At 52.4% G+C, this 26,992-nt stretch carries 21 protein-coding genes and 1 pseudogene; 6 read left to right on the top strand and 16 right to left on the bottom strand.

Annotated features, from left to right (window positions below; genetic code table 11):
* Positions 1–93: 93 nt before the first annotated feature.
* Positions 94–2,508, top strand: coding sequence for a heavy metal translocating P-type ATPase (locus H6F91_RS19360; RefSeq protein ID WP_190771573.1), 2,415 nt, complete (start codon positions 94–96; stop codon positions 2,506–2,508).
* 149 nt (positions 2,509–2,657) lie between these two features.
* A pseudogene (locus H6F91_RS19355) lies at positions 2,658–3,074 on the top strand (FHA domain-containing protein); the annotation flags it as partial.
* Between the two features lie 178 nt (positions 3,075–3,252).
* On the opposite strand, the gene yidD reads toward H6F91_RS19355, so the two are convergent.
* The 4 genes from yidD to H6F91_RS19335 form a co-directional block, all read right to left on the bottom strand.
* A complete protein-coding gene (gene yidD / locus H6F91_RS19350) occupies positions 3,253–3,525 on the bottom strand; it encodes a membrane protein insertion efficiency factor YidD (protein ID WP_190771537.1) in 273 nt (90 codons plus the stop codon).
* Entirely contained in the window at positions 3,522–3,830 is a 309-nt protein-coding gene (locus H6F91_RS19345; RefSeq protein WP_199307928.1) for a hypothetical protein, read from the bottom strand. The genes yidD and H6F91_RS19345 overlap by 4 nt, the downstream gene beginning before the upstream one ends.
* 128 nt (positions 3,831–3,958) lie before the next feature.
* On the bottom strand, positions 3,959–4,411 hold the full coding sequence (locus tag H6F91_RS19340) for a VOC family protein (RefSeq protein ID WP_190771539.1): 453 nt from the start codon (positions 4,409–4,411) through the stop codon (positions 3,959–3,961).
* Between the two features lie 25 nt (positions 4,412–4,436).
* Positions 4,437–4,946, bottom strand: a complete 510-nt coding sequence (locus H6F91_RS19335) for a TIGR02652 family protein (RefSeq protein ID WP_190771574.1) — start codon at positions 4,944–4,946, stop codon at positions 4,437–4,439.
* A 431-nt stretch (positions 4,947–5,377) separates the two neighbouring features.
* On the opposite strand from H6F91_RS19335, the gene H6F91_RS19330 reads away from it, so the two are divergent.
* Together H6F91_RS19330 and H6F91_RS19325 are read left to right on the top strand one after the other, a co-directional pair.
* Entirely contained in the window at positions 5,378–5,887 is a 510-nt protein-coding gene (locus H6F91_RS19330; protein ID WP_190771540.1) for a gamma carbonic anhydrase family protein, read from the top strand.
* A 142-nt stretch (positions 5,888–6,029) separates the two neighbouring features.
* Complete coding sequence (locus H6F91_RS19325) at positions 6,030–6,146, top strand: photosystem II protein Y (RefSeq protein WP_190771541.1); 117 nt, start codon at positions 6,030–6,032, stop codon at positions 6,144–6,146.
* A 136-nt stretch (positions 6,147–6,282) separates the two neighbouring features.
* Here H6F91_RS19325 and H6F91_RS19320 read toward each other — a convergent pair whose 3' ends face one another.
* The 5 genes from H6F91_RS19320 to H6F91_RS19300 form a co-directional block, all read right to left on the bottom strand.
* Entirely contained in the window at positions 6,283–7,725 is a 1,443-nt protein-coding gene (locus tag H6F91_RS19320; protein WP_190771542.1) for a trypsin-like peptidase domain-containing protein, read from the bottom strand.
* Positions 7,726–8,066: 341 nt separating this feature from the next.
* Positions 8,067–8,585: a PD40 domain-containing protein gene (locus H6F91_RS19315; RefSeq protein ID WP_190771543.1), complete on the bottom strand. Its 519-nt coding sequence runs from the start codon at positions 8,583–8,585 to the stop codon at positions 8,067–8,069.
* A 142-nt stretch (positions 8,586–8,727) separates the two neighbouring features.
* The gene (locus H6F91_RS19310; protein ID WP_190771544.1) at positions 8,728–9,261 is read right to left on the bottom strand and encodes a PD40 domain-containing protein; all 534 of its coding nucleotides are present in this window, start codon (positions 9,259–9,261) and stop codon (positions 8,728–8,730) included.
* An 11-nt stretch (positions 9,262–9,272) separates the two neighbouring features.
* Positions 9,273–10,172: a Ycf66 family protein gene (locus tag H6F91_RS19305; protein ID WP_190771545.1), complete on the bottom strand. Its 900-nt coding sequence runs from the start codon at positions 10,170–10,172 to the stop codon at positions 9,273–9,275.
* A 444-nt stretch (positions 10,173–10,616) separates the two neighbouring features.
* Positions 10,617–10,739 carry a photosystem II reaction center X protein gene (locus H6F91_RS19300; RefSeq protein WP_190771546.1) on the bottom strand — a complete coding sequence of 41 codons (123 nt, stop codon included), beginning with the start codon at positions 10,737–10,739 and terminating at the stop codon, positions 10,617–10,619.
* Between the two features lie 250 nt (positions 10,740–10,989).
* Between H6F91_RS19300 and H6F91_RS19295 the strand changes: the two genes are divergently transcribed.
* Positions 10,990–11,280 carry a YggT family protein gene (locus tag H6F91_RS19295; protein ID WP_190771547.1) on the top strand — a complete coding sequence of 97 codons (291 nt, stop codon included), beginning with the start codon at positions 10,990–10,992 and terminating at the stop codon, positions 11,278–11,280.
* A 142-nt stretch (positions 11,281–11,422) separates the two neighbouring features.
* Here H6F91_RS19295 and accC read toward each other — a convergent pair whose 3' ends face one another.
* The 5 genes from accC to purD form a co-directional block, all read right to left on the bottom strand.
* Positions 11,423–12,775 (bottom strand): acetyl-CoA carboxylase biotin carboxylase subunit, encoded by a 1,353-nt coding sequence (accC, locus tag H6F91_RS19290; protein ID WP_190771548.1) that lies wholly within the window; start codon positions 12,773–12,775, stop codon positions 11,423–11,425.
* Between the two features lie 142 nt (positions 12,776–12,917).
* Complete coding sequence (locus tag H6F91_RS19285) at positions 12,918–15,452, bottom strand: glycogen/starch/alpha-glucan phosphorylase (RefSeq protein ID WP_190771549.1); 2,535 nt, start codon at positions 15,450–15,452, stop codon at positions 12,918–12,920.
* A gap of 1,128 nt (positions 15,453–16,580) precedes the next feature.
* Positions 16,581–17,765 carry a citrate synthase gene (locus H6F91_RS19280; RefSeq protein ID WP_190771550.1) on the bottom strand — a complete coding sequence of 395 codons (1,185 nt, stop codon included), beginning with the start codon at positions 17,763–17,765 and terminating at the stop codon, positions 16,581–16,583.
* A 441-nt stretch (positions 17,766–18,206) separates the two neighbouring features.
* Positions 18,207–20,186, bottom strand: coding sequence for a two-component system sensor histidine kinase NblS (gene nblS / locus H6F91_RS19275; protein WP_190771551.1), 1,980 nt, complete (start codon positions 20,184–20,186; stop codon positions 18,207–18,209).
* A gap of 321 nt (positions 20,187–20,507) precedes the next feature.
* Entirely contained in the window at positions 20,508–21,782 is a 1,275-nt protein-coding gene (purD, locus tag H6F91_RS19270; protein WP_190771575.1) for a phosphoribosylamine--glycine ligase, read from the bottom strand.
* Between the two features lie 444 nt (positions 21,783–22,226).
* On the opposite strand from purD, the gene H6F91_RS19265 reads away from it, so the two are divergent.
* Entirely contained in the window at positions 22,227–23,720 is a 1,494-nt protein-coding gene (locus H6F91_RS19265) for a tetratricopeptide repeat protein (protein WP_190771552.1), read from the top strand.
* Between the two features lie 469 nt (positions 23,721–24,189).
* Here H6F91_RS19265 and msrB read toward each other — a convergent pair whose 3' ends face one another.
* Entirely contained in the window at positions 24,190–24,597 is a 408-nt protein-coding gene (gene msrB / locus H6F91_RS19260; RefSeq protein WP_190771553.1) for a peptide-methionine (R)-S-oxide reductase MsrB, read from the bottom strand.
* A 115-nt stretch (positions 24,598–24,712) separates the two neighbouring features.
* Positions 24,713–26,701, bottom strand: coding sequence for an excinuclease ABC subunit UvrC (uvrC, locus tag H6F91_RS19255; RefSeq protein ID WP_190771554.1), 1,989 nt, complete (start codon positions 26,699–26,701; stop codon positions 24,713–24,715).
* Between the last annotated feature and the right edge of the window lie 291 nt (positions 26,702–26,992).

Below are 26,992 nucleotides of genomic sequence, written 5' to 3'. Positions count from 1 at the left end.
CGGGTTCAAGCCAACGGTGTGAATTTACCGTAGATTGCATTACAAGCCCTTTTTCAATCGCCCCATTACTCAACGCCCTTATATATGCCACGGATGCCTGAAACTCCAGAGCTTGCGATCGCCCCACCTCCCACTCCAGAGTCCGCTACTATGACCCTGGATGTCAGCGGCATGAAGTGTGCTGGCTGTGTACGTGCCGTTGAGCGATCGCTCCTCCAACAGCCGGGAGTCGTCTCGGCCACCGTGAATCTTGTTACCGAAGCAGCGCTGGTCGAGTACCAGACAGACACGGTAGACCCTGATGCTCTTGCCCACAGCCTGACTGAAACTGGCTTTCCTTCCCAGGTACGTTGGCGCCCTGGGCAAGAAGCTGACAACACGGCCGCCCGCCAGGAACGGCTAGAGAGGCACCGGAGAGAAGCGCGCGATCGCGATCAACAGTTGGCGATCGCCCTCGGTCTCCTTAGCCTATCCATCATCGGCCACCTCCAAAGCTTTGGGCTGGTACTGCCCTTACTGAGTAACATTTGGTTCCATGCTGGGTTGGCCACTGTAGCCCTGGCTTTCCCTGGCCGGGGATTGCTGCTGGATGGCGCTCGAGGACTACTGCGTGGTACGCCCAACATGAATACTCTGGTTGGACTGGGCACCCTGACTGCCTATGTCACTAGCATGGTCGCCCTCCTGTTTCCGAATCTAGGCTGGGAGTGCTTCTTTGATGAACCCGTTATGTTGGTTGGGGTGATTCTGCTAGGGCGAACCCTGGAGCAACGAGCTAGAACTAAAGCCGCTGCCTCACTACAATCCTTAATCGAACTTCAGCCTACCCTGGCCCGATTGATTGGTACCCCCAAGGCCGATCAGAGCGGTGTCGAAATTCCTGCCGAACGAGTTCGGGTTGGGGAATGGCTGCGGGTTCTGCCCGGAGAAAAGATTCCTGTTGATGGCGAGGTGGTAGACGGGCAAACCACGACCGATGAGTCGATGCTGACAGGGGAATCAACCCCGGTGTTGAAGCAAGCAGGAGATGCCGTTGCTGCGGGCACCCTGAATCTGACAGGCGCGATCGCCCTTAAAACCACCCGCACGGGCCAGGACACAACCCTGGCTCAAATCATTCAACTGGTCGAAACTGCCCAGACGCGCAAGGCTCCTATTCAACGGTTGGCAGATGGGATCGCCGGGTACTTTACTTACGGCGTGCTGACCTTATCCACCCTGACCTTCTTGTTCTGGTACTTTATCGGCACTTCCCTCTGGCATGAGCAACTGCACATGCTGGGGGCAGGGCTGCAAGTGTGGGGGCACCACGAAGGTCACATGATGGCCCATCCCACCGAATTTTCACCGTTGTTACTGAGCTTGAAATTGGCGATCGCTACCCTGGTTATTGCCTGCCCTTGTGCTCTAGGATTGGCAACCCCTACCGCGATTCTCGTCGGCTCAGGCTTGGGAGCGGAGCGAGGGCTCCTCATTCGCGGCGGCGATGTATTAGAACAAGCCCATCATTTACAGACCCTCGTCTTTGATAAAACCGGGACCCTCACCAGTGGCCACCCTTCTGTTACAGATTGTGTGCCATTAACCGATGATCTTTCTGCCGATGAGTTGCTGCAGCGGGCCGCCACCGTAGAAGGGGGAACCCAGCATCCTCTGGCGATCGCCATCCGTCAGGAAGCCGACCGCCGAGAGTTATCGATGCTTGCGGCCAGCGATTTCCATACGGAAGCAGGATATGGGGTTGCGGCACGCATTGAGGGACAGACCGTACGGTTAGGAACAGAGCTATGGATGCAGCAGAATGGCGTCGAAATTCCCACCGACATTCAAGCAAAGGCTGAAGCTCTGGCTGCCGCTGGAAAAACCGTGGTATACGTTGCCCAAGACAAACAACTCGCGGGATTACTGGCCGTTATGGATACCCTGCGCCCGGATGCCATCGCGACTGTCCAGGAGTTGCAGCGGTTGGGGCTGAGCGTGAAGATTTTGACAGGCGATCGCCCTACGACGGCCCTCGCCATTGCTCAGGCCTTGCACCTCTCTAAAGAAGCCGTTCAAGCAGGTGTTTCTCCCGCCCAAAAAGCCACCGCCATTCAGCAATGGCAGGCTCAGGGGAAACGCGTTGGCATGGTTGGAGATGGTATCAATGATGCGCCAGCGTTGGCCCAGGCTGATGTTAGTATTGCTTTGCACTCAGGCACTGATGCCGCTATTGAAACGGCAGATATGGTGTTGATGCGCGATCGCCTGAGCGACTTAATTGCGGCTATCCGCCTCAGTCGAGCAACCTTTCAAAAAATTCGCCAAAATCTGTTTTGGGCTTTGGCTTACAATGTTTTAGCTGTACCCATCGCAGCCGGGGTTTTGTTGCCCAGCACCGGCATTCTCCTCAGCCCTTCCATGGCAGGAGGCTTGATGGCTCTGAGTTCGATTAGTGTCGTAACAAATTCTTTGCTACTGCGCAGAATGCGCCCAGAAGTGGGCATATTCCAAGAGGGAAGAACCTGAATCTCTGTCCATAGATGGTTTCAGAAAAGCACTGAATCCAGTCGATACGGATAGCGTAATCTTCCGCGAAACGACTAAACTAGACGATCAGAAGAAAATCCACCTGGGCTTTGCGTCCTCTACTCAAGTGTTCTGTCACTTTTTGCCGCATGACAGCTCCGCGTCACAACCACCTCCTCATCGTTGAAGATAACAAAGGCCGACGAGAATACACTCTCGACAGTTCTGTGTATTCCATTGGCCGGGATCCAAAGTGCGACATCCGTCTGGTTTCGCAATTTGTCTCCCGCCGTCATGCCACCCTGGTCCAACTTCCTAACGAAGATGGTAGCTACTACTACCGCATCGTTGATGGCAACCTGAAAGGGCGGCCCAGTGCAAACGGTTTGCTAATCAATGGTCGTAAGCTTCAAGCCCACGACCTGCAAGATGAAGACAAGATTGTTTTTGGGCCTCAAGTCTACGCCGTTTACTATCTCCTCAAGCGGGATGCCATCTCCACGGTTCCCCCTGACGAGTTTGACATCACCCTCATCAGCCCCAATATGGTTGGCGACCCCGAAGACATCGAGGACGAGGATGATGATGACGATGAGGATGAGATTACTCAACTTCGGAACGGCAATACCTCCCGCATCCACCGTGTCGAGGACGACCTCATGGAGACTGGAGGAAACTAGATCCCTTTTATAAGAAATAGGATGGGTGCTAAGCACCCATCCTATTTCTTATAAAAGAATGTGTTCAATCCGCTACCTTATGAGAATCGCAGTGGCAGGATTTCACATCATTACTTAGCGGAGTTAAAGGAGGCACCGGATCATAACCACCCGGGTGCAAGGGATGGCATCGGCCAATGCGCCGTACAGCTAACCAGCTGCCTTTCAAAGGGCCAAAGCGGGCGATCGCCTCTATGGCGTATTGTGAGCAAGTTGGCTGAAATCGACACACCGGTGGAAACAGCGGTGAGATCAAAGCTCGGTAAAGACGGATTAAGCCAATCAGAACTGTTTTCATCGACTACTGACGACATGGGTCGCGCTCATCACCCCGGCATAGGGTTGCCCCGCTTCATAATCCAGGCAACCAATCGCCTCTTCTGACAAGGCACGCCCCGGGTGAACCGTACACTTTAAATGATAGTCCCCGGTGAAGTAACGGCAATTCGCACAGGGAACCCGATGCATTTGCCTCGCCTGGCCCACACTATCGCGGAGAAAAGCCCACGTATTCCAGCACATGAGCAGCACGACGCTCCAGGCCGTAATAAAACAAACGGGAACTAAAAACGGCTGTAGAGATTTTAAGATTGGATATAGCACGGCACTCACCACTCCGATGGATAAACGGGGGTGCTAGGTGTCAGGAGAACCTGTCTCTCCAATTACACCAGGGAATCGGCGCGGCGCACCCATCCTTCGTATTTGTTTACGAACCACCCAAATTCATCCTAACCAGACGCACGAGGGCTGCCCTTCATCTGACGAATGAATTCTAAAGGTAGACCATCGGGGTCGGCGATAAACGTGACTTCATAGACGCGATCGCCAATCATCTGCTGTTGTGGCTCCAGTAACACCGTCAGTGGCGCTACTTGGGACGAGTCACGACTGGCCCTCTGGAACTTTGCCTGCAAATCTGCTAACCATCGAGGTAGGTCGTTGGTCTGATGACTTAGGTCAAAGGATAGATGGTAATAGCCTGTGTAATGTTCATCGCTAAAGGCATCAGCAGCAGGGCGAGGTTGAGGTACTTGTAGCAACTCAATCCGTCCGCCCAGCCCTTCCATCCAACAGGCTAGAGTCACTCCAGCGGTGAACCGCTCGTGCACCTCAAACCCCAATAATTCGTAGAAGGCGATTGCCCGGAAGATATCTGCCGTGCGAATGGAAGCATGATGCATGTGCCGCTCCCAACAAAATTAGACGCTATTCAAATAGCCGGAAGTAGGGATACCGCACCGGTGCCCCTGGCTCCTTCTCCAGATCGAAGTTGATCACATCCCAGCAGGGTTCCTCCGTTGGGTCAGGACTGAACTCGACCGGTAGGCCATACAGCCGGGGCCGGGATGGATCTGCCTGCCCCCGCCAGGGGGTACTGCGCTCTAAATACGTGCTGATTAAATCTCGATAGCGACGGGCAATGATCACGCGGGTTGCTCGATAGCCCTGGGTATAAAGGCGATCGAGGGCCTCGTGGATCTCAAAGCGGATGCCATCGGGATGAGTGTGCTGGCGATACCATTCGTTGTTCCACTGGCGCCAGTGGCGACCAGATTGGAGGTGAACCAGTTCGCCTGTTTTTGGGTTAGCCTCAAATGCACCGTGCCGCTGACAAAGGTAAGTATCCGTCAGGGTCAAAGCCGGAATGGTTTGTCGGCAGTGAGGGCATTGAATCTCTGGCCCAAATATTGGATATTGCAAGGCTGGATTCGTCATGCGATCGCTACCGGGAGGGTCTGCATGTGCCATAAATAGTGGCTTTATTATACTCCGTACGCCCAGTTGGGCAGGCTAATTCGCTGTATTTACTTCATTTTCCTCATCTAATCACACCACAGCCGGGTAATTTTTGCATCGACCCCAGGAACCTTTCCAAAAAAGGGTTTCTTATCCATTGCCAAAGACCGATTACCCATTCCTCTTCTCTCTTACAGTAATATGACAAACCATGATGTGGTGTGGCCCGCTGTAAAGCCCCGAACTTCTTGACATCACGCCGATGCAGCTCTTGCTAACGTCATTTTCGTTAGGACATTAGAAGCGAGTAGGGCAGTACTGCCACTCGTTTCTGATGTCCGAACGAACGTAACAGAGGCTGTAAATTGATACAAAGCTTTACCTTTTCAAGCTGACTCAGGAGCACATGAATGAATTACTGGAATACCCCTGATCTATCCGCCGCTGCTTTTGTCGCCTCCAATGCCACCGTAATTGGCAAGGTCACCCTCGCAGAAGGGGCTAGCATCTGGTACGGAGCCGTAGCTCGGGGAGACCTGGAACATATTCATATCGGACGAGGAACCAATGTTCAGGATGGGGCCGTTCTTCATGGCGATCCCGGCAAGCCAACGATATTGGAAGATTATGTGACCATTGGGCACCGAGCCGTCGTTCACAGCGCGCACATTGAGCGAGGCAGCTTGATTGGAATTGGGGCGATTGTATTAGACGGTGTACGGGTTGGAGCCGGGAGTATTGTTGGGGCGGGTTCGGTGGTCACCAAGGATGTACCGGCGCGATCGCTTGCTGTCGGTACACCAGCCAAAGTTGTCCGAGAAGTTTCTGAAGAAGAAGCCGCTGATTTGATCGAACACGCCCACCGCTACGAAAAGTTAGCCCGGGTTCATGCAGGGACAGGCACAGATGTCGGATTTTAGCATTTGAAGGAGTTGAGGTGCGATCGTACCTAACTCCTTCAAATGCACCTTTTCCTGTTGCCTTCTTGTCAACGGCTCCAGTTAATTGCAAAATAAAAACAAAGATGAGAATAGTATAAAAATCTTAAGGGGAGGATTCATCATGGATTGGCGCGTTCTCATTGTGCTGTTACCCGTGATTTTGGCCGGAAGCTGGGCGCTCTACAACATTGGGCAACTGGCCCTCAAGCAAGCCCAGGCCTTCATCAACCGCTCTTAGGGTATTGCCTACTGCATTCAAAAGCCGGGTTCTCATTTATGAGAACCCGGCTTTTTTAAGAGTGGTATATATGCTTAACAATAAGAAGTTCGTGGGAAATGTACCACGAACTTCTTATTGTATAAGGCTGCTCTCCCTAACGAACTGTGAGTTGGAAACGGCCCCGCCCTGAGCGATCCAGCGCGTTTGCTACCACTCGATAGGTTCCTGTATAAGGAAGAGTCAACACCAGGGTTGAATTGGTGTTCTGGGGGGAGACATCATTGTTCTGGTCGATGATCTGGTAGCGCTCATCAAAGAGCATCAGGTAGGTGTCAAACTCTCCGCTTTCCATCGTGATTGTCACCTGCTGCCCCTGGTTGCCCTGGAAGGTGTATTCCTGATAGAGGCTGCCATCTTCCTGCCAAACCGGAGAATTAGGCCCCAGCGCACCCTGCTCCTGCAGGATTAGAGAGCTGCTGGTCGTTCCGGCAGAAGGCGTTCGTCCCTGAGTTGACACTCCCAGTTGGTAGCTACCCACTTCACCCGCCAGACGGGTGTTCGCTAACACCGTGTAGATCCCACTGCGGGGTAGAGTTGTCACCAGACGGGCATTATTATTGCCACCACTGTCGTCATCCTGGCCTAGATTATCGCCATTCGGCTCCAGCAAAATGACGTAGGCATTCATGTCACTGCTCGCCATCTCAATCACAATCTGTTGTCCCTGTTGCCCCTCGAAGGTGTAGGCATCAAAATAGCTGCCATCGGAGGGCAGAACGCTGCTAGAGGTATCGAGACGCCCCTGCACAGCGGGAGCCCCGAGGGTGATGCGCTGTGCCTCACGACCGCCACCCAGGAGGGGCGATTGTTGGGCCGTACGGGGAGCGGTTCCATCGCGGACAGCTGTCAAGAAGGACTGCACACGGTCAACGGCGATCGCAAACCCAATTCCTGTATTGCCTCCCGGCCCGGTCGGAGCAAAGATGGCAGAGGTTACCCCAATCATTTCCCCATGGCTATCTAGCAGAGGACCCCCTGAGTTACCTGGGTTGATGGAAGCGTCGGTTTGTAGAAGCCCCCGGTTGGGGTCAACGCGGCTAATAATACCGATGGTTAGCGTATTTTGGAACTGACCAAAGGGGTTTCCAATAGCAAAGGCGCGCTGCCCCACCTGAACGGAGCTGTGCTCCGCCAGTTCTACGGTTGGAAGGTTGCGCTGCCCTTGCAGTTGAATAGCGGCCAGATCTAAGCCACCTTCTCCAAACGCCACAACCTCTCCAGGAACCCGACGGCCGTCGGCTAGCACGACGGTCACTTGCTGAGCCTGACTAACCACATGGGCATTGGTCAGAACCAGGCCATCTGGTGTAATAATGCTGCCGCTCCCGGTGCTATTTCCAGCCTCAATGGACACAACCGCCGGGCTGGCCTCAGCGTAAACTCGAACATTAACTTCCTCCTCGGTTTGGGCCTGGGCAGTTTGGGTCAGAAGGCGTCCTTGGGAAGTCAAGAGGCCCGGTAGATCCAGTAGGAGAGAGGCGCATAGGCCCGTAGCGAGTAAACCCGAGGAAACGTGACGGATGAGAGAATTCTTCATGCTGCGATCGCTAGCCAATTAAATACGCAATGGAAGCAGGTTCAAAAGTTAGCTTTTTTCTTATTGTGACAATGGGATTTCAGATCGTCATCCATTCCTACTGAAAAATGATCCGGATTTTTTTCCGGATCGTTATATAGCCATACGTAACCTGGATGACTTGAGTTTGAGCCAAGAGTTTTTTTGAGGGGCGCGATTAGCGCGCCCCTCGAAAAAACTCTTGACTATCCCAGATTGAGGTTGCTTAAGACAGTTTATTTCTGATAAGCCGCATGAAGCCGAGCTTTTCAGAAATAAACGTCCTCGGTTTGAGCGCCCAGCGCCATACAAATGGGTTTAAATTACTCACTCGAAAGAGCAAGAGGTTTACCCATACGATCGCACACCACAATATCCCATTGTCCCCGCCCGTTAGACTCAAAGGCAATGCGCTCTCCGTCGCCACTAATGGTTGGATAACGAACATCTGCCTCTAGAGTTGCTGTGAGGTTTTTCAGCGTCTGCACCTCTCGGTCATACAGGTAGATATCAGACTCCCCCTGGCGACTGCTAGCAAAGACAATGTAGCGGCCATTGGAGGAAATTCCCGGATGGGAGGCAACGCTATCGGCTGTATTCAGATTGGGGAGATCGATTAACTGACGAGCTTTCAGGTCGTAGAGAAAAACATCCTGGCTACCATTGCGATCGGAGATAAAGACGAGGTATTGGCCATTGACAAACTGCGGTTCCGTCTCGGCGTAGGGGCTATTGAGACTCTCCCCTGCCGTATCGAGGGGCAAACCAAGGAGCTGGCCCGAGCTACAACCACTGAGAAAACTGACCAGGGCGATCGCCAGCACACACACAAGCCATTTCACAGGTGAAGCACTACCAGACACATCGAGCCAATCGGTTACAACCCTCTATTGTGAGGCCAAGCAGGAAAAAACTCTCGCTTATTCGCCTTCAAGAGAACATTGATCTCGCGGGCTTAAAACGCCCACGAAACCCATCCAAATGTTACAGACGACCATCCAATACATCTAATTCGATATTAGAGCCACGATCCAATATCTGAACGTCCCATTGACCGCGAATACTCGACTCAAAGGTGATGTAGCGGCCATCCGGGCTAATACTGGGGTGACGGACCCAACCACGATATCCAGCTGTCAGCACCTGAGCTGATTGCGTGATGCGATCGTACAGCTCGACTTCGGGCCGACCGCTGCCGCTAGCAACGTACACAATGTAGCGAGCATTATTGCTCAGGCTGGGGGTTTCGGCGATCGCATCCTGTCGATTTAAGCGGGGCAACGAGATAAAGCCTTGCTCCTCCAGGTCATAGAGCAACAAGCGGCGATGGCCATCCCGATTTGAAACCAACGCTAAATAGCGGCCACTCCCACTGAGGGAAGGCTGCTCATCGGTATAAAGACTGTTTAGAACCCCAGGTTCTACAGGTTGGGGTTGATTAGAACAAGCTGACAGGGTCAGCAATAACCCTATCAGCCCCAATAAAATTCCTATACGACGCAGGACGTTATCCCGCATGGATACCCTGCTTAGTCGAAATTATTGGAATTGTCGATCTCAGAATCGCCGTAGTCCACCGGCTGATAGTCTACATAATCCGAGGAGCGATCATCGATGGGAGGGCGACGGGACGACGGCATATCGTCATCGATGGGAGGACGAGGGCGACGGGGACGGGAGGATGGCCCACGGCTACTCGAACTACGGTAGGAAGTGGAGGAGCGATCGCTGCCAAAATCATCGTCATTATCCCAGAAGCTGCGATCCTGACGAGCCGAGGGCGCAGGTGGTTCATCACCCCAATCATCAGCACGGCTAGAACGGGAAGGACGACTACTGCTGGAGGGACGACTGGAGGCAGAACGACGACGGGCCGAGCGATCGCTTCGAGATTCAATCGAACCTCGCACCGAAGGACGACGATCCTCAGAACCATAGTCTTCGGCATCAGAAGAGCGATAGTCGCGGCTGGCCCGAATGCGACGAGTCGTAGGACGCTCATCAACGGGGCTCAGTTCATCCAGCTCAGCACGATAAACGCGGCTTACCGGGCGCTCATCATCTACGAGGGGAGTATAGCGCTTGGCTTGCTCGGCAGTCGCTCCCCGCAGGCGCAGAGTCTCAAAGGCAAAAAAGCCTGCAGCTCCAGCTAGCAGAAAGTAACCAAAGGTGAGGATGGGGTCTAAACGCCATCCCTGGAAAAACAGGATGAACCCACAGAGGAGGGCAACCGCCGCCAGGGCAATGTCGTAATCCCGGGCTAATTGGGGACGAATTGAGCGCAAAAAGTACAAACCGGCTCCGCTAACAGCAAGCACAACGCCCAAAAACACCGCAGGATTAGCCCCTAGGTTTACCTGGGCCAACACCGGCTGCGTTAGCAAGCCCGATGCCACAAAATTACTCCAGTTCAGTCCGACCTCTACCATCGCCGTTCTCCGAAAACCTGTTTTAATCCTAGCGATTTATGCTCTGACTCTCCACCATATATTATGGCTAACGGAGATGAATCTGCCTTCTAGCGGCTTCATCGAGTCAGCTAACCCTGAGAGCCTACCTGTTAAAACCTGGGAAGAGTTAGCTTTTCGTGCACTATAACGACGAAAAATCAACTTTTCACCCTCCTTTTTAAGGACTCAATTATTGAGGAGGCTAGAAAATTTCACGAAAACCGCTTGACCATCTATACCAGAGTCCAGCTTGAACGTAAAGACATGTATCGTTCAAGCCCGTTTTAAGCCTGGAGATTCACGTTTTCGTACGTTGAAGGAGACCGATTGTTTTGAAAGGGTACTGATTGTCCCTTTAAAGGAATATGAAAAACAGGGAACTCCCAATATGGAAGCCCCCTGCTTACACGTTAATAAACAACCTCAGCTACCGCGCTGGATTTTGTCTTTTTGGCTGATGAAGATCAGGCCAACCGTTGCGGGAACCACAACGATGAGCACACCAGCCAGAAGGCTGTAGAAAAAGTTCATCAAAGATGGGGTCATGGGATTTGTCCTAACGTGGTCATCTCAAGTGTGTACTTATTTTATCAGGGACTTACGCTTTACTCAGTTATGTTTCAAAGCTGTCTTGAAATGTCGTGAAAGTACCGCTACGCAACCTTTTCACCATAAGCGCCCCCTGGATTGTGAATGTACTTTGCCCCTTCGTGATGAGGGGGGGGCGAAGACTATTGAGTAGGCGATCGCGATAAAATAAAGATTGAGAAACGTAACGTTCCAGGTTTACGAGTTTATGACTACCACTGCGATCGCCTCCCTGGGGTTAAGTCTGCTATTTGGGCTCATGATTTTGCTCTTTATTTTCCGCATCGTGCTGACCTGGTATCCCCAAGCAGACTTGACCAAATTGCCCTTTTCCCTAGTGGCGATTCCCACAGAACCGTTTTTGGCTCCCTCCCGCAAACTAATTCAGCCTTTAGGGGGTGTCGATATTACACCGATCGTTTGGGTGGGAATTTTTAGCCTGCTTCGAGAATTAATCGTCGGCCAGCAGGGTTTGCTGACAATGATGAATCGCTTCTAAAAATCCTAAAGCCTGACCTTGCCCGGAAGGTTGCATGCGATCTTCCGAGCAAGGTCAGGCTTTTCAACGAAAAGAGAGAGGGTGAAATCCCTCTCTCTTTTCGTTAGGCGTTACACGCAAGAGTGCGTAAACCCTGTTTGTCCTAGGATTTGCGCTGCATCATTTGCTCAACAAAGTTGGTGTAAACCTTGCCTTCGTTGAATTCCGAAGTTTCTAAAATCTTTTGGTGGAAGCCGATGGTCGTGGAAAGACCTGTAATAGCGCACTCTTGTAAAGCGCGTTTCATCCGGCGGATCGCTGCTGGGCGATCGTGCCCCCAGACAATCAGTTTGCCAATCAGCGAGTCGTAATAGGGCGGAATTTCGTAGTCTGTGTAGACGTGTGAATCCATCCGTACTCCGGGGCCACCGGGAGGAAGATAGGCACTGATACGACCAGGATTAGGCCGGAAGTTCATATCAGGATCTTCGGCGTTGATGCGGCACTCAATGGTGTGTCCGGTCAGCTTTACTTGCTCCTGAGTCAGCTGTAATTTTTCACCCTGAGCCACACGGATTTGCTCTTCAATCAGATCAATTCCGGTCACCATTTCGGTTACGGGATGTTCCACCTGAATTCGGGTATTCATCTCCATGAAATAGAAGCGCCCGCTTTGATCCAGCAGAAACTCGATGGTGCCAGCCCCGACATAGCCGATAGCCTTAGCGACCTTCACTGCGGCATCACCCATCTGCTGACGTAATTCTGGCGTCATGGCAGGGCTGGGTGACTCTTCCAATAGCTTTTGGTGGCGGCGCTGAATAGAACAGTCCCGTTCGCCCAGGTGAATTACATTGCCATAGCTATCCGCCAGAATTTGAAACTCGATGTGGCGGGGACGCTCAATGAATTTTTCTAGATACAAACCAGGGTTGCCAAAGGCTGCGTCTGCTTCACCTTGAGCTGCCAGGAAGGATTTGATCAGCTCATCTTCTGCTCGCACCAGGCGCATTCCACGACCACCGCCGCCAGCGGTGGCCTTAATCATAACGGGGTAGCCGATGGTTTGGGCGATCGCCAACGCCTCTTTCTCATCTGTTAGCAGGCCATCACTACCTGGCACCGTAGGCACACCCAAGCGATACATCGTGTCACGGGCGGTGGACTTATCGCCCATCGCTCGCATCGCATCAGGAGTCGGGCCAATGAAGGTAATCTGGTGATCGGCACAAATCTCTGCGAACCGAGCATTCTCTGCCAGGAAGCCATAACCAGGGTGGATGGCACTAACATTACGGGTCAGAGCTGCGGCAATGATATTCGGAATGTTGAGATAGCTTTTGCTGCTGGGGGGCTCACCGATGCAGACAGTTTCGTCGGCCAACTGAACGTGGAGAGCATTGCGGTCAATGGTGGAGTGTACCGCAACGGTGGCGATCCCCATCTCTTCACAGGTGCGCAGAATACGAAGGGCAATTTCTCCCCGGTTGGCAATCAGAATCTTTTCGAAACGCATCGAGAGAGCGGGTTATAGAGAATACAGTCAAGGCTTCATCCTACCATGCGGTGGAAACCGAAGCGTACATGACGCCTGTCGCGAGTGTTGTACAAAAAAAAGAACGCGGGAGCAAAGCCCCCGCGTTCTTTTCTAAAAGCGTTTACTGCAACGTAGGAATGGTGTCAGGGCTATATTCTTCCAACTCAATGGAAACTGGCGAGATTTGCCAGAAGTCCTGACAATAGTCGCGGATGGAGCGATCGCTGGAGAACTTACCCATGCGAGCGACATTCAGAATTGCCATACGTGTCCACCGCTCGGTATCCCGGAAGGCTTCGCTAATCCGATCCTGACATTCCACGTAGGATTGATAGTCAGCCATGAGCATATACTCATCGCGGTTTAGCATGCCATCAATCAGGGGTTTGAACAGGTCGCGATCGCCATGGGAAAAGAAGCCCGAGGAGATCCGATCCATCGCCAACCGCAGTTCGGCATTGTTTTCGTAGTACTCCCGTGGGTTGTAGCCCTTGGACTTCATCGCATACACTTCGGCTGCCGTCAGGCCAAACAGGAAGAAGTTATCCGCTCCGACTTCCTCACGGATTTCGATGTTTGCGCCATCTAATGTCCCCACGGTCAGTGCCCCGTTCATGGCAAACTTCATGTTGCCGGTACCCGACGCTTCTTTACCCGCAGTAGAAATTTGTTCTGATAAGTCAGCAGCGGGATAAATCCGCTGAGCAAATTTAACGCTGTAGTCCTTCAGGAAGAGGACTTTGAGGCGATCGCGCACATCGGGATCACGGTTCACCACATCCCCAATGGAGTTGATCAGCTTAATGACCAGCTTGGCAATGTAATAGCCGGGTGCAGCCTTGCCCCCAAACAGGAAGGTGCGGGGGGTGATATCGAGATCAGGGTTATTTTTCAGTCGGTTGTAGAGGGTCACGACATACAGCGCATTCAAGTGTTGGCGCTTATATTCGTGAATCCGCTTGGCCTGAATGTCGAACATGGAGTCGGGATTCAGCGTCACCCCATAATTTTCCTGAACATAGTTGGACAGATCTTGCTTGATGGCGCGCTTGATCTGACGGAACTCATGGCGGAACTCTGGCTCATCCACATAGGCTTCCAATTTCCGCAGATCGTCCAGGTTCTTGATCCAACCATCACCAATCTTGCTGGTAATCAGGTTAGTTAGGCGAGGATTGCTCGCCACCATGAAACGGCGAGGGGTGACACCGTTAGTCTTGTTGTTAAACTTCTCCGGATACATTTCAAAGAAGTCGTGCAACACATCCTGCTTCAAAAGCTCAGTGTGAAGTGCCGCTACTCCATTAATTGCCAGGCTTCCAACGCAGGCCAAATGAGCCATACGAACATAGCGTTCGCCCCCTTCCTCAATAATGGACATGCGGGTCAGCATCTCCGGGTTCTCGGGGAACTTGATCCGCACATCATCCAGGAAGTGACGATTGATTTCGTAGATAATCTCCAAGTGCCGGGGAAGCATGGTTTCAAACAGCTTCAGGGGCCAGCGCTCCAGTGCTTCAGGAAGCAAGGTGTGGTTGGTATACGCGAACGTATGGGTGGTAATGTGCCAGGCTTTGTTCCAGTCAAACCCGTGCTCGTCAATCAACAGGCGCATGAGTTCAGCGATGGAGATAGCCGGGTGCGTATCATTCAACTGCACCACAAACTTCTCGTGGAACTGCTCCAAGGGCAGCTTCTGCTGCTCCATGATGCGGATCATGTCTTGCAGAGAGCAGGACACAAAGAAAATTTGTTGGGCCAGACGCAGTTGCTTGCCCTGGGAAATGTTGTCATTGGGATAGAGTACCTTCGACAGGTTCTCCGACACCATTTTTTCCTGTACAGCCCCAACATAATCTCCAGAGTTAAAGGCTTCAAAGTCAAAGGATTCTGGTGCTTCGGCACGCCACAGGCGCAGGGTATTCGCCGTGTTTACCCGATAGCCCAAAAGCGGCGTATCGTGGGGAACTCCCAGAACCACCTGATAGGGAATCCAGCGTACACGGTAGCGTCCGTTGTCGTCGGTGTAATGCTCAGTGTGACCGCCCAACTTAACAGGAACCGCCCATTCAGGACGGGCAATTTCCCAGGGGTTTCCATACTTTAGCCATTTGTCAGTACGTTCCACCTGCCAGCCGTCGCGGATATCCTGCTCAAAGATCCCGTACTCGTAGCGAATGCCATAACCGATGGAAGGGATCTCCAGAGATGCCATGGAATCCAGGTAGCAAGCGGCCAGACGGCCCAAACCACCATTTCCCAGCCCTGGCTCCTCTTCCTGTTCCATCAGTACATCCAGGTCCAGGCCCAATTCTTCCATGGCCTGCTTGATGTCATCGTAGATGTCGAGGTTAATCAGGTTGTTGCCCAGGTGTGGTCCCATCAAAAATTCTGCGGAAAGGTAGCAGACGGTACGGGAGCCTCGTTGGGCGTAAGTGTGAGCTGTTTTGAGCCAGCGTTTGAGGAGGCGATCGCGCACCGTATAGGCCAACGCCATGTAGTAGTCGTTCTGTGTCGCGATGTCAGGAAACTTGCCCTGGATATAGAAAAGGTTGTCGAGAAAGGCCCGCTTCAAGGTTTCCACATTGAGCCCAGTGCGGTCGTCCTCAACGCGCACAGGAGGGCAAACCAGTGGAGAATCGGGTAACGTTTGCATAGCTTACTTTCCTTAGGGATCAGTCTGAAAAATCTAAACGATTGTCAACGAGCGATGGAGCTTCAAATGTGTAGGGAGATCGGGACGTTTTCAACCGAAGTCAACCTAACTGGAGTCAAGCCAATGGGATGTTTCCCATAGTACAAAATGCAACGGAAACCCAGTGAGTGAAGCAACCTGTACAACTGGAATTCCCGTCAAGGTTCAGCTCTACCTAAATAATTACAATGGAAACAGCTTCTGTCTGAATCAAAGTACCGGAAGACATACCTCTGGCATTGCTGCCTGTATTGTGCCCGACTATTTTGAATTGTCTAGAGATCCCCAAAAAATTTAAGACTTTGATCACAAGACTTCTAAACTGATCCCACTCACAAACCTTAAACCGACCAGATCATTACTCCGTTCTAGGGGTTGCAGGCTACACACGGTGTACTCAAGTAAGGGAGAAATATTAAACCATCTTTAAAATTCAGGCTTTTCGTTGCGCTAACTTCACTAGCACGATGAAAAGTCTAAATTTTAGAAATTCTGTCCTGTACTGAGCTCGTGAGCCCTAGTTCGATCCCCAAAAAATCGTGATCAAATCGAGCAATGTGCGGATTGTGCCAAACAGTCTGTGTATATATCAGTAGAGCCAAATCTTTGCAGGCTTACCCTACAGCGTTTTGAGAAGAGCCGCTTAAGGTAATAAAAAACCCCAGGTGATATAAGTCACCTGAGGCTCGGAGTTCCTGAAAATCGTCACTTGAGTTAATAATTACAGTCCCTCTCAGAAATAACAAGAGGGGCATGACCCATCATTTAGGAAACAGAGAAAATAGGCCCGATGCATCGAGCGTCCTTCTCGTAGCTCTACGTCTCCAAAATTTTGTAGCAAGTATTACTAAAAGGACTTGCGCAACATCAGTAGACCTCCTGCATGAATCCGTTTTTGAGGACGTGAATCGTTGCGTAGCGATGGCTACGCAACGATTCACGTAGGAAGTCTACAGAGTCAGCTCAAGTGCCTTTTTATTGGTTACCGCGTGCTTCACTCCGCACCCAATGCAACTTGGTAAGTCCTGAAAACGACAAAAGCGTTGATTTTTAGCAAAAATCAACGCTTTTATCTTCATATTGGCTGACTTATTGCATCATCAGCTCAGCCACCAATTTATCCTCCTGACTTGATCCCCGCTTTTGAATGGGAATATAAGGGATATCGTGGAGCCCGGTATAAATTTGAGTGGGTCGAAAAATGCGGTTTTCTTCCAATTGCTCTTTCCAGTGGGCCAGCCAACCAGCGACTCGGGCGATCGCAAACACGGGAGTATACAGATCCGTTGGGATCCCCAGCTTCCGGTACACCAGCCCTGAGTAGAAGTCTACGTTGGGGTAAATACCCTTGTGGCCCAGCTTTTCAGCAACCACCCGTTCCAATTCGACCGCGATGTCGTAGTACTCATCGTGGCCAAACTTTTCAAACATCTGCTCTGCCAGCTCTTGCAGAATGGTCGCACGGGGGTCTTTGACTTTATAAACCCGGTGGCCGAAGCCCATAATCCGTGCTTTTTGCTCTAGGCACTTGTCCACAAAGGGCTGCACATTCTCGACAGAACCAATCTCTTCTAACATCAGGATCACTTCCTCGCTGGCTCCCCCGTGAAGTGGGCCAGCCAGCGTGCCTACCGCTGAAGCGACCACAGCGTAAGGGTCAGTCAAAGTGGAGGCCGTCACCATCGCCGAGAAAGTAGAGGCGTTAATGGTGTGCTCGGCGTGGAGAATGAGGCAGGTTTCAAAGATGTGGGCTTCGAGGGGATCAGGCTCTTGCTCCGTCAACATATAGAGGAAGTTGGCGGAGTAATCGAGATCATCGCGCGGTTGAATGGGGTCATTCCCCTTGCGCATCAGTTGGAATGCCGCCACCATTGTGGGGATTTTGGCCAGCAACCGTACAACCGCAGCCCGAATATAGGCAGGATCATCCAAAGCCCGCCGTGAGTAAAACAAGCCCAACGCAGCCGCACATGCCTGCAGGGCATCCATCGGGTGGCCACTTTCGGGGAAGCACTTCATCATGTCACGGATGCGGTACTTCAAGCGGCGATGGTAGCGAATCTCGTGCTCAAACTCTTCTAGTTCCTGTTGGGTGGGCAAAGTACCCCAAATCAGGAGGTAGGCCGTTTCCAGAAAGTTACTATGCTTGGCCAAATTTTCAATTCGAATGCCCTGGTACTCGAGAATACCCCGTTGTCCATCCACATAGCTAATGCAGGATTGGGTTGCGGGGACTCCTTCCAAACCCGGTCTATATTCGCAAGCAACCGTCATAGTTTCACCGTATACCCGGACTAAAGGTTAGCCAAAACCCGCGATCGCCATCCCCTTAGAAAGGCTTGACAGGCAACCCTGTGAGTCAAACGAGCGGGCTCCCGAGAGACCTTACATCCCATGGGGGCACTCCAAGCGGAACGGCCGAACACAGGATAACTCGGTCAAATTATTCTAAGGCCGACAACCCCTTTGGATGTGTTTTGTCAGCACTTTTGCTGTATTCCGCTTAAGGGATTGGACGATCGCCAAGTTACGATCTTAGCAGCTTCGGCTTGGGAAGCATGAACCTGTCATGGTTCGCAGCAATTGCTAGAAACTCAATAGCTTGCCTGCATGAGTTCGCTTTAAAGACGCGAACCCTTGCCTGGGAAAGCCATGCAAGGGGTCACATAGTGTATTGAAACGTTCCGAGGAAGCATGTTAGCAAAGCACACACGCCTACAGCGAAATTGCCTGAGTTGAGCTTGTAGCCCCTGGAGCCGTGTGGCTTTCGAGCATCGGAAGCCCCGCTTGATAGATGGGCAGGTCGAACCAGAAGGTAGTGCCCACTCCGACTTCACTAACCAGATGAACGTGACTCTGGTGCTTCTCGATGATGTTGCGAACAATGGATAGGCCCAAACCTGTTCCTTCCAGGGTGTGGACGCGATTTTCAACACGGTAGAAGCGATCGAAGATAGCGTGCTGATCTTCTGGATCAATGCCAATGCCGGTATCGGATATCTCGACTCGAACGTGGGTCGGTGTTGTCGTCCACGGTTCTTCCAAAACGTAGGCTCGAATAACTACACAGCCACCACTCCGGGTAAATTTCAGGGCGTTACCCAGAAGGTTGTTGAAGACCTGTAGCAGCAAGTCATAATTGCCCAGCACTGTGGGCAGATCGGGGGCTAACTCCTGCTGAAGTTCAATCCCCTTATCGCGAGCGTTAAGTTGATGGGTACGGAGGGTTTGATCGATGGTTTGTGCCAGATCTACCGCATCAAAGTGATAGCGCTTACCCGACTCCAGGCGGGATAGATCCAACACATCATTGACCAGGCGAGTCAGGCGATCGGTTTCACGATTCGCTGTTTCCAGAAACTCCCGTCGCTCCGATTGGTTCAAATCCTCGCCGTACTCATGCAGAGTTTCGATGAAGGATTTGATGTTGAATAGCGGAGTTCGCAATTCATGGGAAACGTTGCTGATGAACTGGCTCTTAGCCTCGTTCAGCTCGGTTTCACGGGTAATGTCTTGAACAGTGATGGCAATCCCTCGCAGGTTTTCCCGGGATTGATCGAGAACCGTTGTGAGCCAGATACGAATGGTGCGGTTAGTAGAACCAGGAATGGTGACGCACAGTTCCCAGGGTTCGCGATCGCGCGATATGTCGCACTCCTGCTTGCCTTCCGCCAATTCTGTCAGCAATTCTGACAACTTGGGTCGAAGGGGTTCGGGCAACCGCTCCAGCACCGAATGCCCCAGCACCTCCTCTCCAGCATCCCAGCCGAACAACCTGCGGGCCGTTGGGTTAACCAGCACGATGTGGAGATTGCGATCGAGCAATACTGCACCATCCGCGATGGTGGAAACCAGCGTTTCTAGCTTGGCCTTCTCAGCCGTCAGCTCTTCAATATTTTGTTCCTCGTAAGTTTCCAGGCGTTCTGCCATGTCGTTGAAACTGAGGATGAGTTCCCCCAGTTCACCGCCCAAGGGCAAATCAATCCGCTGTTTGAAGTTTCCAGCAGCAATATTTTTAACACCCACCAGCAGTTCCTTGATGGGTTTGGTAATGGTGAGGGCATTGAATACGGCCCCCAAAATCACCATGACCCAGATGGAAACGAACACTGCGATCGTGACATCTCGCGTCAGGTGCGAGGAGGTGACGACCGTGGGGTTTGGGTTGGTGCCGATCGCCAATACCCCCATGTATTTGCCGTTATAGGTAATCGGTACAAAAACATCGGTCACTTCACCATCGGGGGTCAGGTGTTGGCGCACCAGTGGGAAGGGCAGATCCGGCGAAAAGTTGTCCGGGAGCTGCATCCGTCGTCGGATGGTGAGGGAGTTTTGAACTTCAGTTTGGGAGTAGGGAATGCCAAAGTAGATTTCGCCATCGGCATCGGCAAACAGCATGTAGCGCACGTTGGAGGTGCTGCTGTAAAACCGTTGGGAGAACTGGGCCAACTCAGCCAGGTTGTTTTCGCCAATTAAGGGGGTGACGTTGGTTGCCAGCAACACCCCCAGGTCGCGGCCAAAGCGGGTATCGTGAATGCGGGCATCTTGCTGAATCGAGTTGACGGCCCAGAAGGTAAGGCCGCTCATCAGCAATGACACGACCAGAGTGGCCGCAGCCATCAGTTTGGTCTGAAGGGTAAATTCAGACCACCAGTGCCGTAAAATTTCGCGCAGTTTGTTTAGCAGATCGATCAAAGCTCTTCAACCATCCCGTGGATCGGTCATAGAGATACTACTCAAATCATAAACATCTTCGGCAAGTTTTCCTAAGAAGGGGGATGTTGTCAGCAATTCTCATTTTGAAATCAGGCCCGAAAACCGCGCGCCAAAGGCGCGTGGTTTTCGGGCATCAAAGCCAAGAGTTCACGCCCTACAGGCGTGAACTCTTGGCTTTGATGCCCATACTGAGAATTGCTGGGATGTTGCAGCAGTTCTCATTTTGAACTTTAGAGCCGAGAGTTTATGCACTATGGGCACGAACTCTCGGCTCTAAAGCTCGAAAACCGTTCGCTTGAACTACTTTAGGATGCGATGGCCAATATCGCGACGGTAATAGGCACCGTCAAAGTGAATGGGTTCGAGGGCAGCATAGGCCTGGGCGATCGCCTTCTCAAAACTCTCCCCTGTCGCGGTCACCCCTAACACTCGGCCCCCATCCGTCAAGACCGTTTCGCCATCCAACCGAGTTCCGGCATGGAAGACTACAGCCCCGGTGGCTTCTGCCTCTGCAATACCCGTGATGGGGTCGCCTTTGGGATAGCTACCGGGATAGCCTTTGGCCGCTATGACAACGCAGGCAGCAGCGCCCGGATTCCATTGCAGTGGTGGAAATTCTGCCAGGCGTTGCTCAACACAGGCCAGGAATAGCTCATGCAGTGGAGTTTCGAGCAGAGGGAGCACGACCTGGGTTTCTGGATCCCCAAAACGGCAGTTAAACTCAATCACTTTTGGGTCGCCGTTGGGAGTAATCATCAGACCCGCATAGAGAATGCCCCGGTAGTCAATGCCGCGTTTTTGAAGTTGAGCGATCGCCGGTTCCAGCACCTCCCGCTGAATCCGCTCCAACAGCGCATCATCCACAACCGGAGTCGGAGCATACACCCCCATCCCACCTGTGTTTGGGCCGGTATCCCCTTCCCCGATCTGCTTGTGATCCTGCGCGGGTAACAACGGACGAATCGTTTTCCCATCCGTAATAGCCAGTACTGAGGCTTCCTGGCCTTGCAAAAATTCTTCTAATACAACCCGGTTACCTGCGTCGCCAAACTGCCCTCCAAAGGCAGATTCAATGGCAGCCTGGGCTTCCTCAACGGTCATCGCTACGGTGACGCCTTTGCCTGCCGCAAGCCCATCAGCTTTCACAACAATAGGAGCGCCGTGGGTTTGGAGGTGGGCGATCGCCCCCTCTTTTTCTTCAAAAACTGCTGCGGTCGCAGTTGGAATCCCTGCTTCCTCCATCAGTTGTTTGGCCCAGGCTTTGCTTGCCTCGATTTGGGCACCCGCTTGAGAAGGACCAAACACAGCAACACTCTGAGTTCGGAGGAAATCAGTGATGCCTTCTGCCAGAGGAACCTCTGGCCCGACAACAACCAGGTCAATGGCGGCAGTTTTCACCAGGTTGGCAATGCCGTCAAAATCGCTAACGCCGATGGGTTCATTGCGACAACGTGCAAGGGTCGCTGTGCCACCGTTGCCAGGGGCGCAGATAACTTCCGTGACTTGGGGCGATCGCAGTAACCCCCAGGCTAATGCATGCTCCCGTCCACCATTGCCTACCACCAAAACCTTCACGGCATCGACTCCATTTGCTGAAACCAAAGCATTCTATAGCGGTTCGAACCCCAACTCCAGTAGAAAGGGCACCATCCAGCAATTCTCATTTTGAATTGAAGTTTGAAAGTAGCCTGCCTTCGGCAGGCTATTTTCAAACTTCAAAGCCGAGAGTTCGCGCCCGTCGGGCGCGAACTCTCGGTTTTGAAGCCCAAAATGAGAATTGCTAGGCAGCATCCTGAGCACAGCTCATTTTCTTTACTACAGCGCATTTGAACAGAAGATATGACTGGAATGGAAACACCCGGAGGGGAATTCTACGTCCTGAAAACAGGGGCAGGGTTCTGCTGTAGGCTGTTGAGGGATAGGATTGAACAGCTCAAGCAGCAGTCGGGCTTAGTCAAACGGGAGCCATCTTACGTTCCCTTTGATGGCACCCAAACGCTTTGAGGCGGCCTAACGGGTATGGATCACACAAGAGACAACACCATGATGCGGATGCAGGAGCAAAAAGCCAGAGCCAAGCAACGATGGGCATTATTCCCTTGGGGACAGGCTCATCGGGCGTCCCGTCTAACGCTGATGCTGATGGGGTTAGTCGTGCTAACCATGACTGGACTTGTCAAACCTGCTCTGGCTCAAGAGGAGGCTGAAGAGTTTCCTCCCAATCCCTTGGAATTAACTGAGCCGGATCCACTGCTGCCGCAACCCGTAGTCGATCGCCCCTTTAGCCCGCTAGAAATTTACTTCCTACGACAAGCACTGAATCGCCTCAACCTGGAGGCTCAGGCCCAGCTGGCTGCAGGTAACAAACGTCAAGCTTTTGAAATTTGGTACCGAGAACTGCGCTTGCGGCGAGTTTTGGGCTATCAGGAAGAAGTGCCAGCCCTGGGGCGGGTGGGTGAGTACGCCTGGTCGGAAAGCGAGAACCAAGCGGTACGACTGATTACGGCTCGGCTGGAAGAAATTGAAGCAGATTTACAACTGCAACAACCCCTCAACTTCACGCTGCTGCTTTCCATCGCAGATAGCTACCGTACTCTTCGCAATTACAGTGCAGCCGTGCGTCTCTACGACCAGATTTTGGATCAGGCACGGGCCAGTGGAGACACAGCGGTAGAAGAGTCCACGCTTATGTCATTGGCCGATTTACACCTGGGCTGGTTTTACTATGCAGAAGCCGCTCAAGTCTATGAGGAGCTATTGCAGCGGGCACGGCAACGGGGCGATCGCGCTCGTGAAGAAGATATCTTGACGCAGTTAGCCTACGCCTACCAACAGGGGAGACAGTACGAGCAGGCCATTGGCATCCTGTCGCAACTGGTGGAGTGGTATAGGGAGACCGACCCCCTCAAACTACCAGAGTTGCAAATTGCCCTGGGCAATAGCTATCGTCAATCGCAGCAGCCAGCACAAGCCGCAAATCACTACCAGTCAGCCTATGCAGCCGCTTTGGCCCAGCAGCAATACGGCTATGCCAGCGATGCCTTAGAACAGTTGGCTGGCCTGTATGAGGATCTCAACCGCCCTGATGATGCTCTAGTGGTTTACCAACTATTGCAGTCTGTGCAGCTAGAGTCTTACGATCGCCTGGGCATTATGGAAGTCTTTAGCCAAATGGGGCGGATTTACCAGGAACAGGGGCAAACAGGGCGGGCCATTAGCAGCTACCAGCAAGCCCTGCGTCTTGCAGAACAAATGCGTTACCCCGGCCGTGTCCGCTATTTCAATGAGCAATTGACAGCGTTAACACGACCTTCAACCGACTCCGAGCCACCCGCAGAAACTCCTCCCTCCGAAGACGTGGCAGAGCCAGAATTGCAAGAAAACCCTCCCTTTGATGTGCCGTCATCAGATGAGGCACCGGAAGGAGATGAAGGAGAAGCGATCGCCCCTAATGATACGTCCCCTCTGGAACCCGTGCGCCCCACGCCCTTCGACCCCTTCGGCCCGCCTTAACTGGCGCACCCTAGCGAGCTCGACAGTTTAAGTTCGCCCATATTTGGTGGTGTGTGGTGATTCGCACCCTATACCACCAAACAGTTGCTTTCCGTCATAAAGTACGGTCTTACGTAACCTGAGTTCGGGTTAAGGCCATTTTCGAGTGCCGGGCGTTGTGCGGCACTTGAAAATGCTTATTTTGGCGTGCGCTTTGCGCACGCCAAAATAAGCACTGCAGCTTATCCCGAACTGAGGTTACGTAAGGTTAGGAAGGTTATTTTTTGAAAAGCCGCGCGGAGCGTAGCTTTTCAAAAAATAACCTTCCTAATTCTGAGCGATACGCGCTCAGATGGCCTGCATGAATTGTTAGGCGACTTCACCGGTTAACGTTCACACCCTTAAAAAGCGGTCATGCAAAGTTCTGATGAACAAAGAGAGCGTGGAACTTAGCTCCACGCTCTCTTTGTTCATCAGAACTTTTAAAGAATTAAGACTCGGCTGTTTCTTCCGGCTCAAACTTTAAAGCCGCAGAGTTCATGCAATACCGTTGTCCTGTTGGACGAGGACCATCGGGAAACACATGACCCAGGTGAGCATCACAGGCTGCACAAAGCACTTCAGTTCGTCGCATAAAAAGAGTACGGTCTTCTTCCAGAGCCACGTTTTCAGGGTCAATCGGTGCCCAGAAGCTCGGCCAGCCTGTACCGGACTCATACTTGGTCTCGGAGCTAAAGAGGGGGGTGCCGCAACAGATGCACTTGTAGGTGCCGGACGCTTTGTTTGCATGATACTCCCCGGTAAAAGCCCGCTCAGTGCCTTTTTTCCGAGTTACATAAAATTGCTGATCAGTGAGCTGCTGCTTCCACTCAGCTTCAGTTTTTTGGATTTTTTCCATGGATAGCCTGGGCTTGTAACGTTTTGTTTCTTCTGCTCTCATTATACGAAGTTCAGGGCTTACCCATTGGTGTGGTGTGGTGTACTTCCCACACCGCACACCTTCTCCCTTGCTCCTAATTCCCCATCTCCGACACCACTCCCTCCTCAATCTCCTGTAAGGCGGCTTCGCGGTTTGGGTGGAAGTAGTCGTAAATTTGCTGGGCCATTTTGGGGCCAATGCCAGGGACTGCTTCGATTTGTTTGGGAGTTGCTTCCCGTAGGTAGTCGATGGAGCGGAAGTGGCCGAGGAGGAGTTTTTGGCGATGCAGGCCAAGACCAGGGATGTCCTCCAGGCGGGAACGGCGCATGCGATCGCTCCTCTTCTGCCGGTGGAAACTCACAGCAAAGCGGTGGGCTTCATCTCGCAAACGCCGCAAGAGCTGCACACCCGGTTGCTCGGGATCTGTGTTGAGCGGTTTGGATTCACCCGGTAAGAAAACTTCTTCCCGTTGCTTGGCCAAGCTAATCACCCGCACTTCTTCCAGTAGATTCATTTCCCGCAGTGCTTCCACTACGGCAGAGAGCTGGCCTTTACCCCCGTCAATCATGACCACGTCGGGGAAGTCGTCACCGCGTCCGGTGAGGACGGAGGGGGTTTCTTTGGAGGGCGATCGCGCATCTCCCAAACTGGGTGCAGCCGTATCGGCATCTCGGCGGTACTTGCGGAAGCGGCGTTGAATCACTTCAGCAAGGCTGGCAAAGTCATCGGAGTGGCCGGTCTGCACTGTGGGATTTTTGATTTTGTAGTGGCGGTAGTGCTGTTTGGCAGGCAGACCATCTACAAACACCACCTGAGAGCCGACCGCATCAGACCCCTGAATGTGAGAAATATCGTAGCCTTCGATGCGGTGGGGGAGGTCGGGAAGGTCGAGCAGTTCTGCCAGATCCAGCATGGCCTGATTGTTGCGCTCGGTGAAGCGCTGGGTACGAGCCAGTTCGTATCCGGCGTTGCGCTCCACCATTTCGATCAGGTCGGCTTTACTCTGGCGCTGGGGTACATCAATCGAAACCTTCCGCTTCCGTCGCTCCGATAGGGCTGCTGCGAGCATCTCGGTATCGGGCAGTTCATGCTGGCTAAGAATTTCGCCGGGAATTTCTACGTCGTCTACCGTTGCGTAGTGATCCTCCAGTACCCGTTGCAAAATTGCCCCAGGAGTTCCAGATTGAGCATCGGCCACAAATCCCAGTCGTCCCACCAGGCGACCCGCTCGCATTTGAAAGAGTTGGATGCAGGCGTGATGCTCGTCGGCCATGAGGGCGATCGCATCTCGCGATACCGTATCATCCGTCAGCGACACCTTCTGATCCGAACCTAACGTTTGCAGAGCCCGAATTTGATCCCTCAGCCGGGCCGCTAACTCAAAGTTCAAGTCTTCCGACGCTTTCTCCATCTGCGTCTTCAGAGCCTCCTCCAATTCTTGGGTTCGCCCCTGAAAGATCATCGCTACTTTCTGCATGATCTTGTGGTATTCTTCCGGCGAGATAATTTTTTGGCAAACACCAGGGCAACGGCCCATGTCGTAGTTCAGACAGGGACGATCTTTGAAAAGAGGTTGAGGTCGCTGTCGTAGAGGAAACACCCGCTTCACAATACCGAGGGTGCGGCGTAGGGCTCCCACATCAACGTAAGGGCCGTAGTAGCGATCGCGCGTCTTTCCCAGCGATCGCTTCCGGGTAATAAAAATTCGCGGATAGTCCTCACTCCACGTAATGCAGAGGAACGGGTACTTCTTATCATCCTTCAGCAGAATATTGAAGTGGGGTTGGTGCGTTTTAATCAGGTTGGACTCTAGCACCAGCGCTTCTGCTTCGGTGTCGGTCACGATAAATTCGATCTCGACTACCTGCATGGCCATCAGGGCAATCCGAGGTTCCCGGTTTTGGTCCTGACGGAAGTAGGAGCGAACGCGCGATCGCAAACTCCGTGACTTGCCAATGTAGAGAATATTGTCGGACCCGTCCCGCATCATATAGACCCCAGGTTCCTGGGGAATCTCCTTCAGGCGCGCTGAAAGGCGATCGGGATCCTTCAGTAAAGGCACAGCTTTAGAGGATGACGTCACAGGCAGCTCAGGCATCAATGCCAAAAAAGAATGGATAAAAGCGATGACAGAGGAGAAACCCTCCCACCTTCTGATGGTAGCGAGTCTCAACTCCGATATACTCATCAAACAATTGAAGAATCCCACCCCTAGAGCCGGGGTATGATTCGGATTGCCGAAACAGACTTGGCCTAGAACCAGGCAGATCCCAGCGAGTGCTGCTAAACAGGGCAACCAAACATGGTACTATCCCTGTTGCTCACGGGAATTCTTACTAATGGATGATGGTACAACCGTATCCACTCTTTTCTA

This window comes from Leptolyngbya sp. FACHB-8, from assembly GCF_014695575.1.
In the GTDB taxonomy this organism is placed as follows: Bacteria; Cyanobacteriota; Cyanobacteriia; order Elainellales; family Elainellaceae; genus Vacuolonema.
The sequence above is the reverse complement of the archived record's forward strand: the minus strand, read 5'-3'. Positions and strand labels throughout refer to the sequence as shown.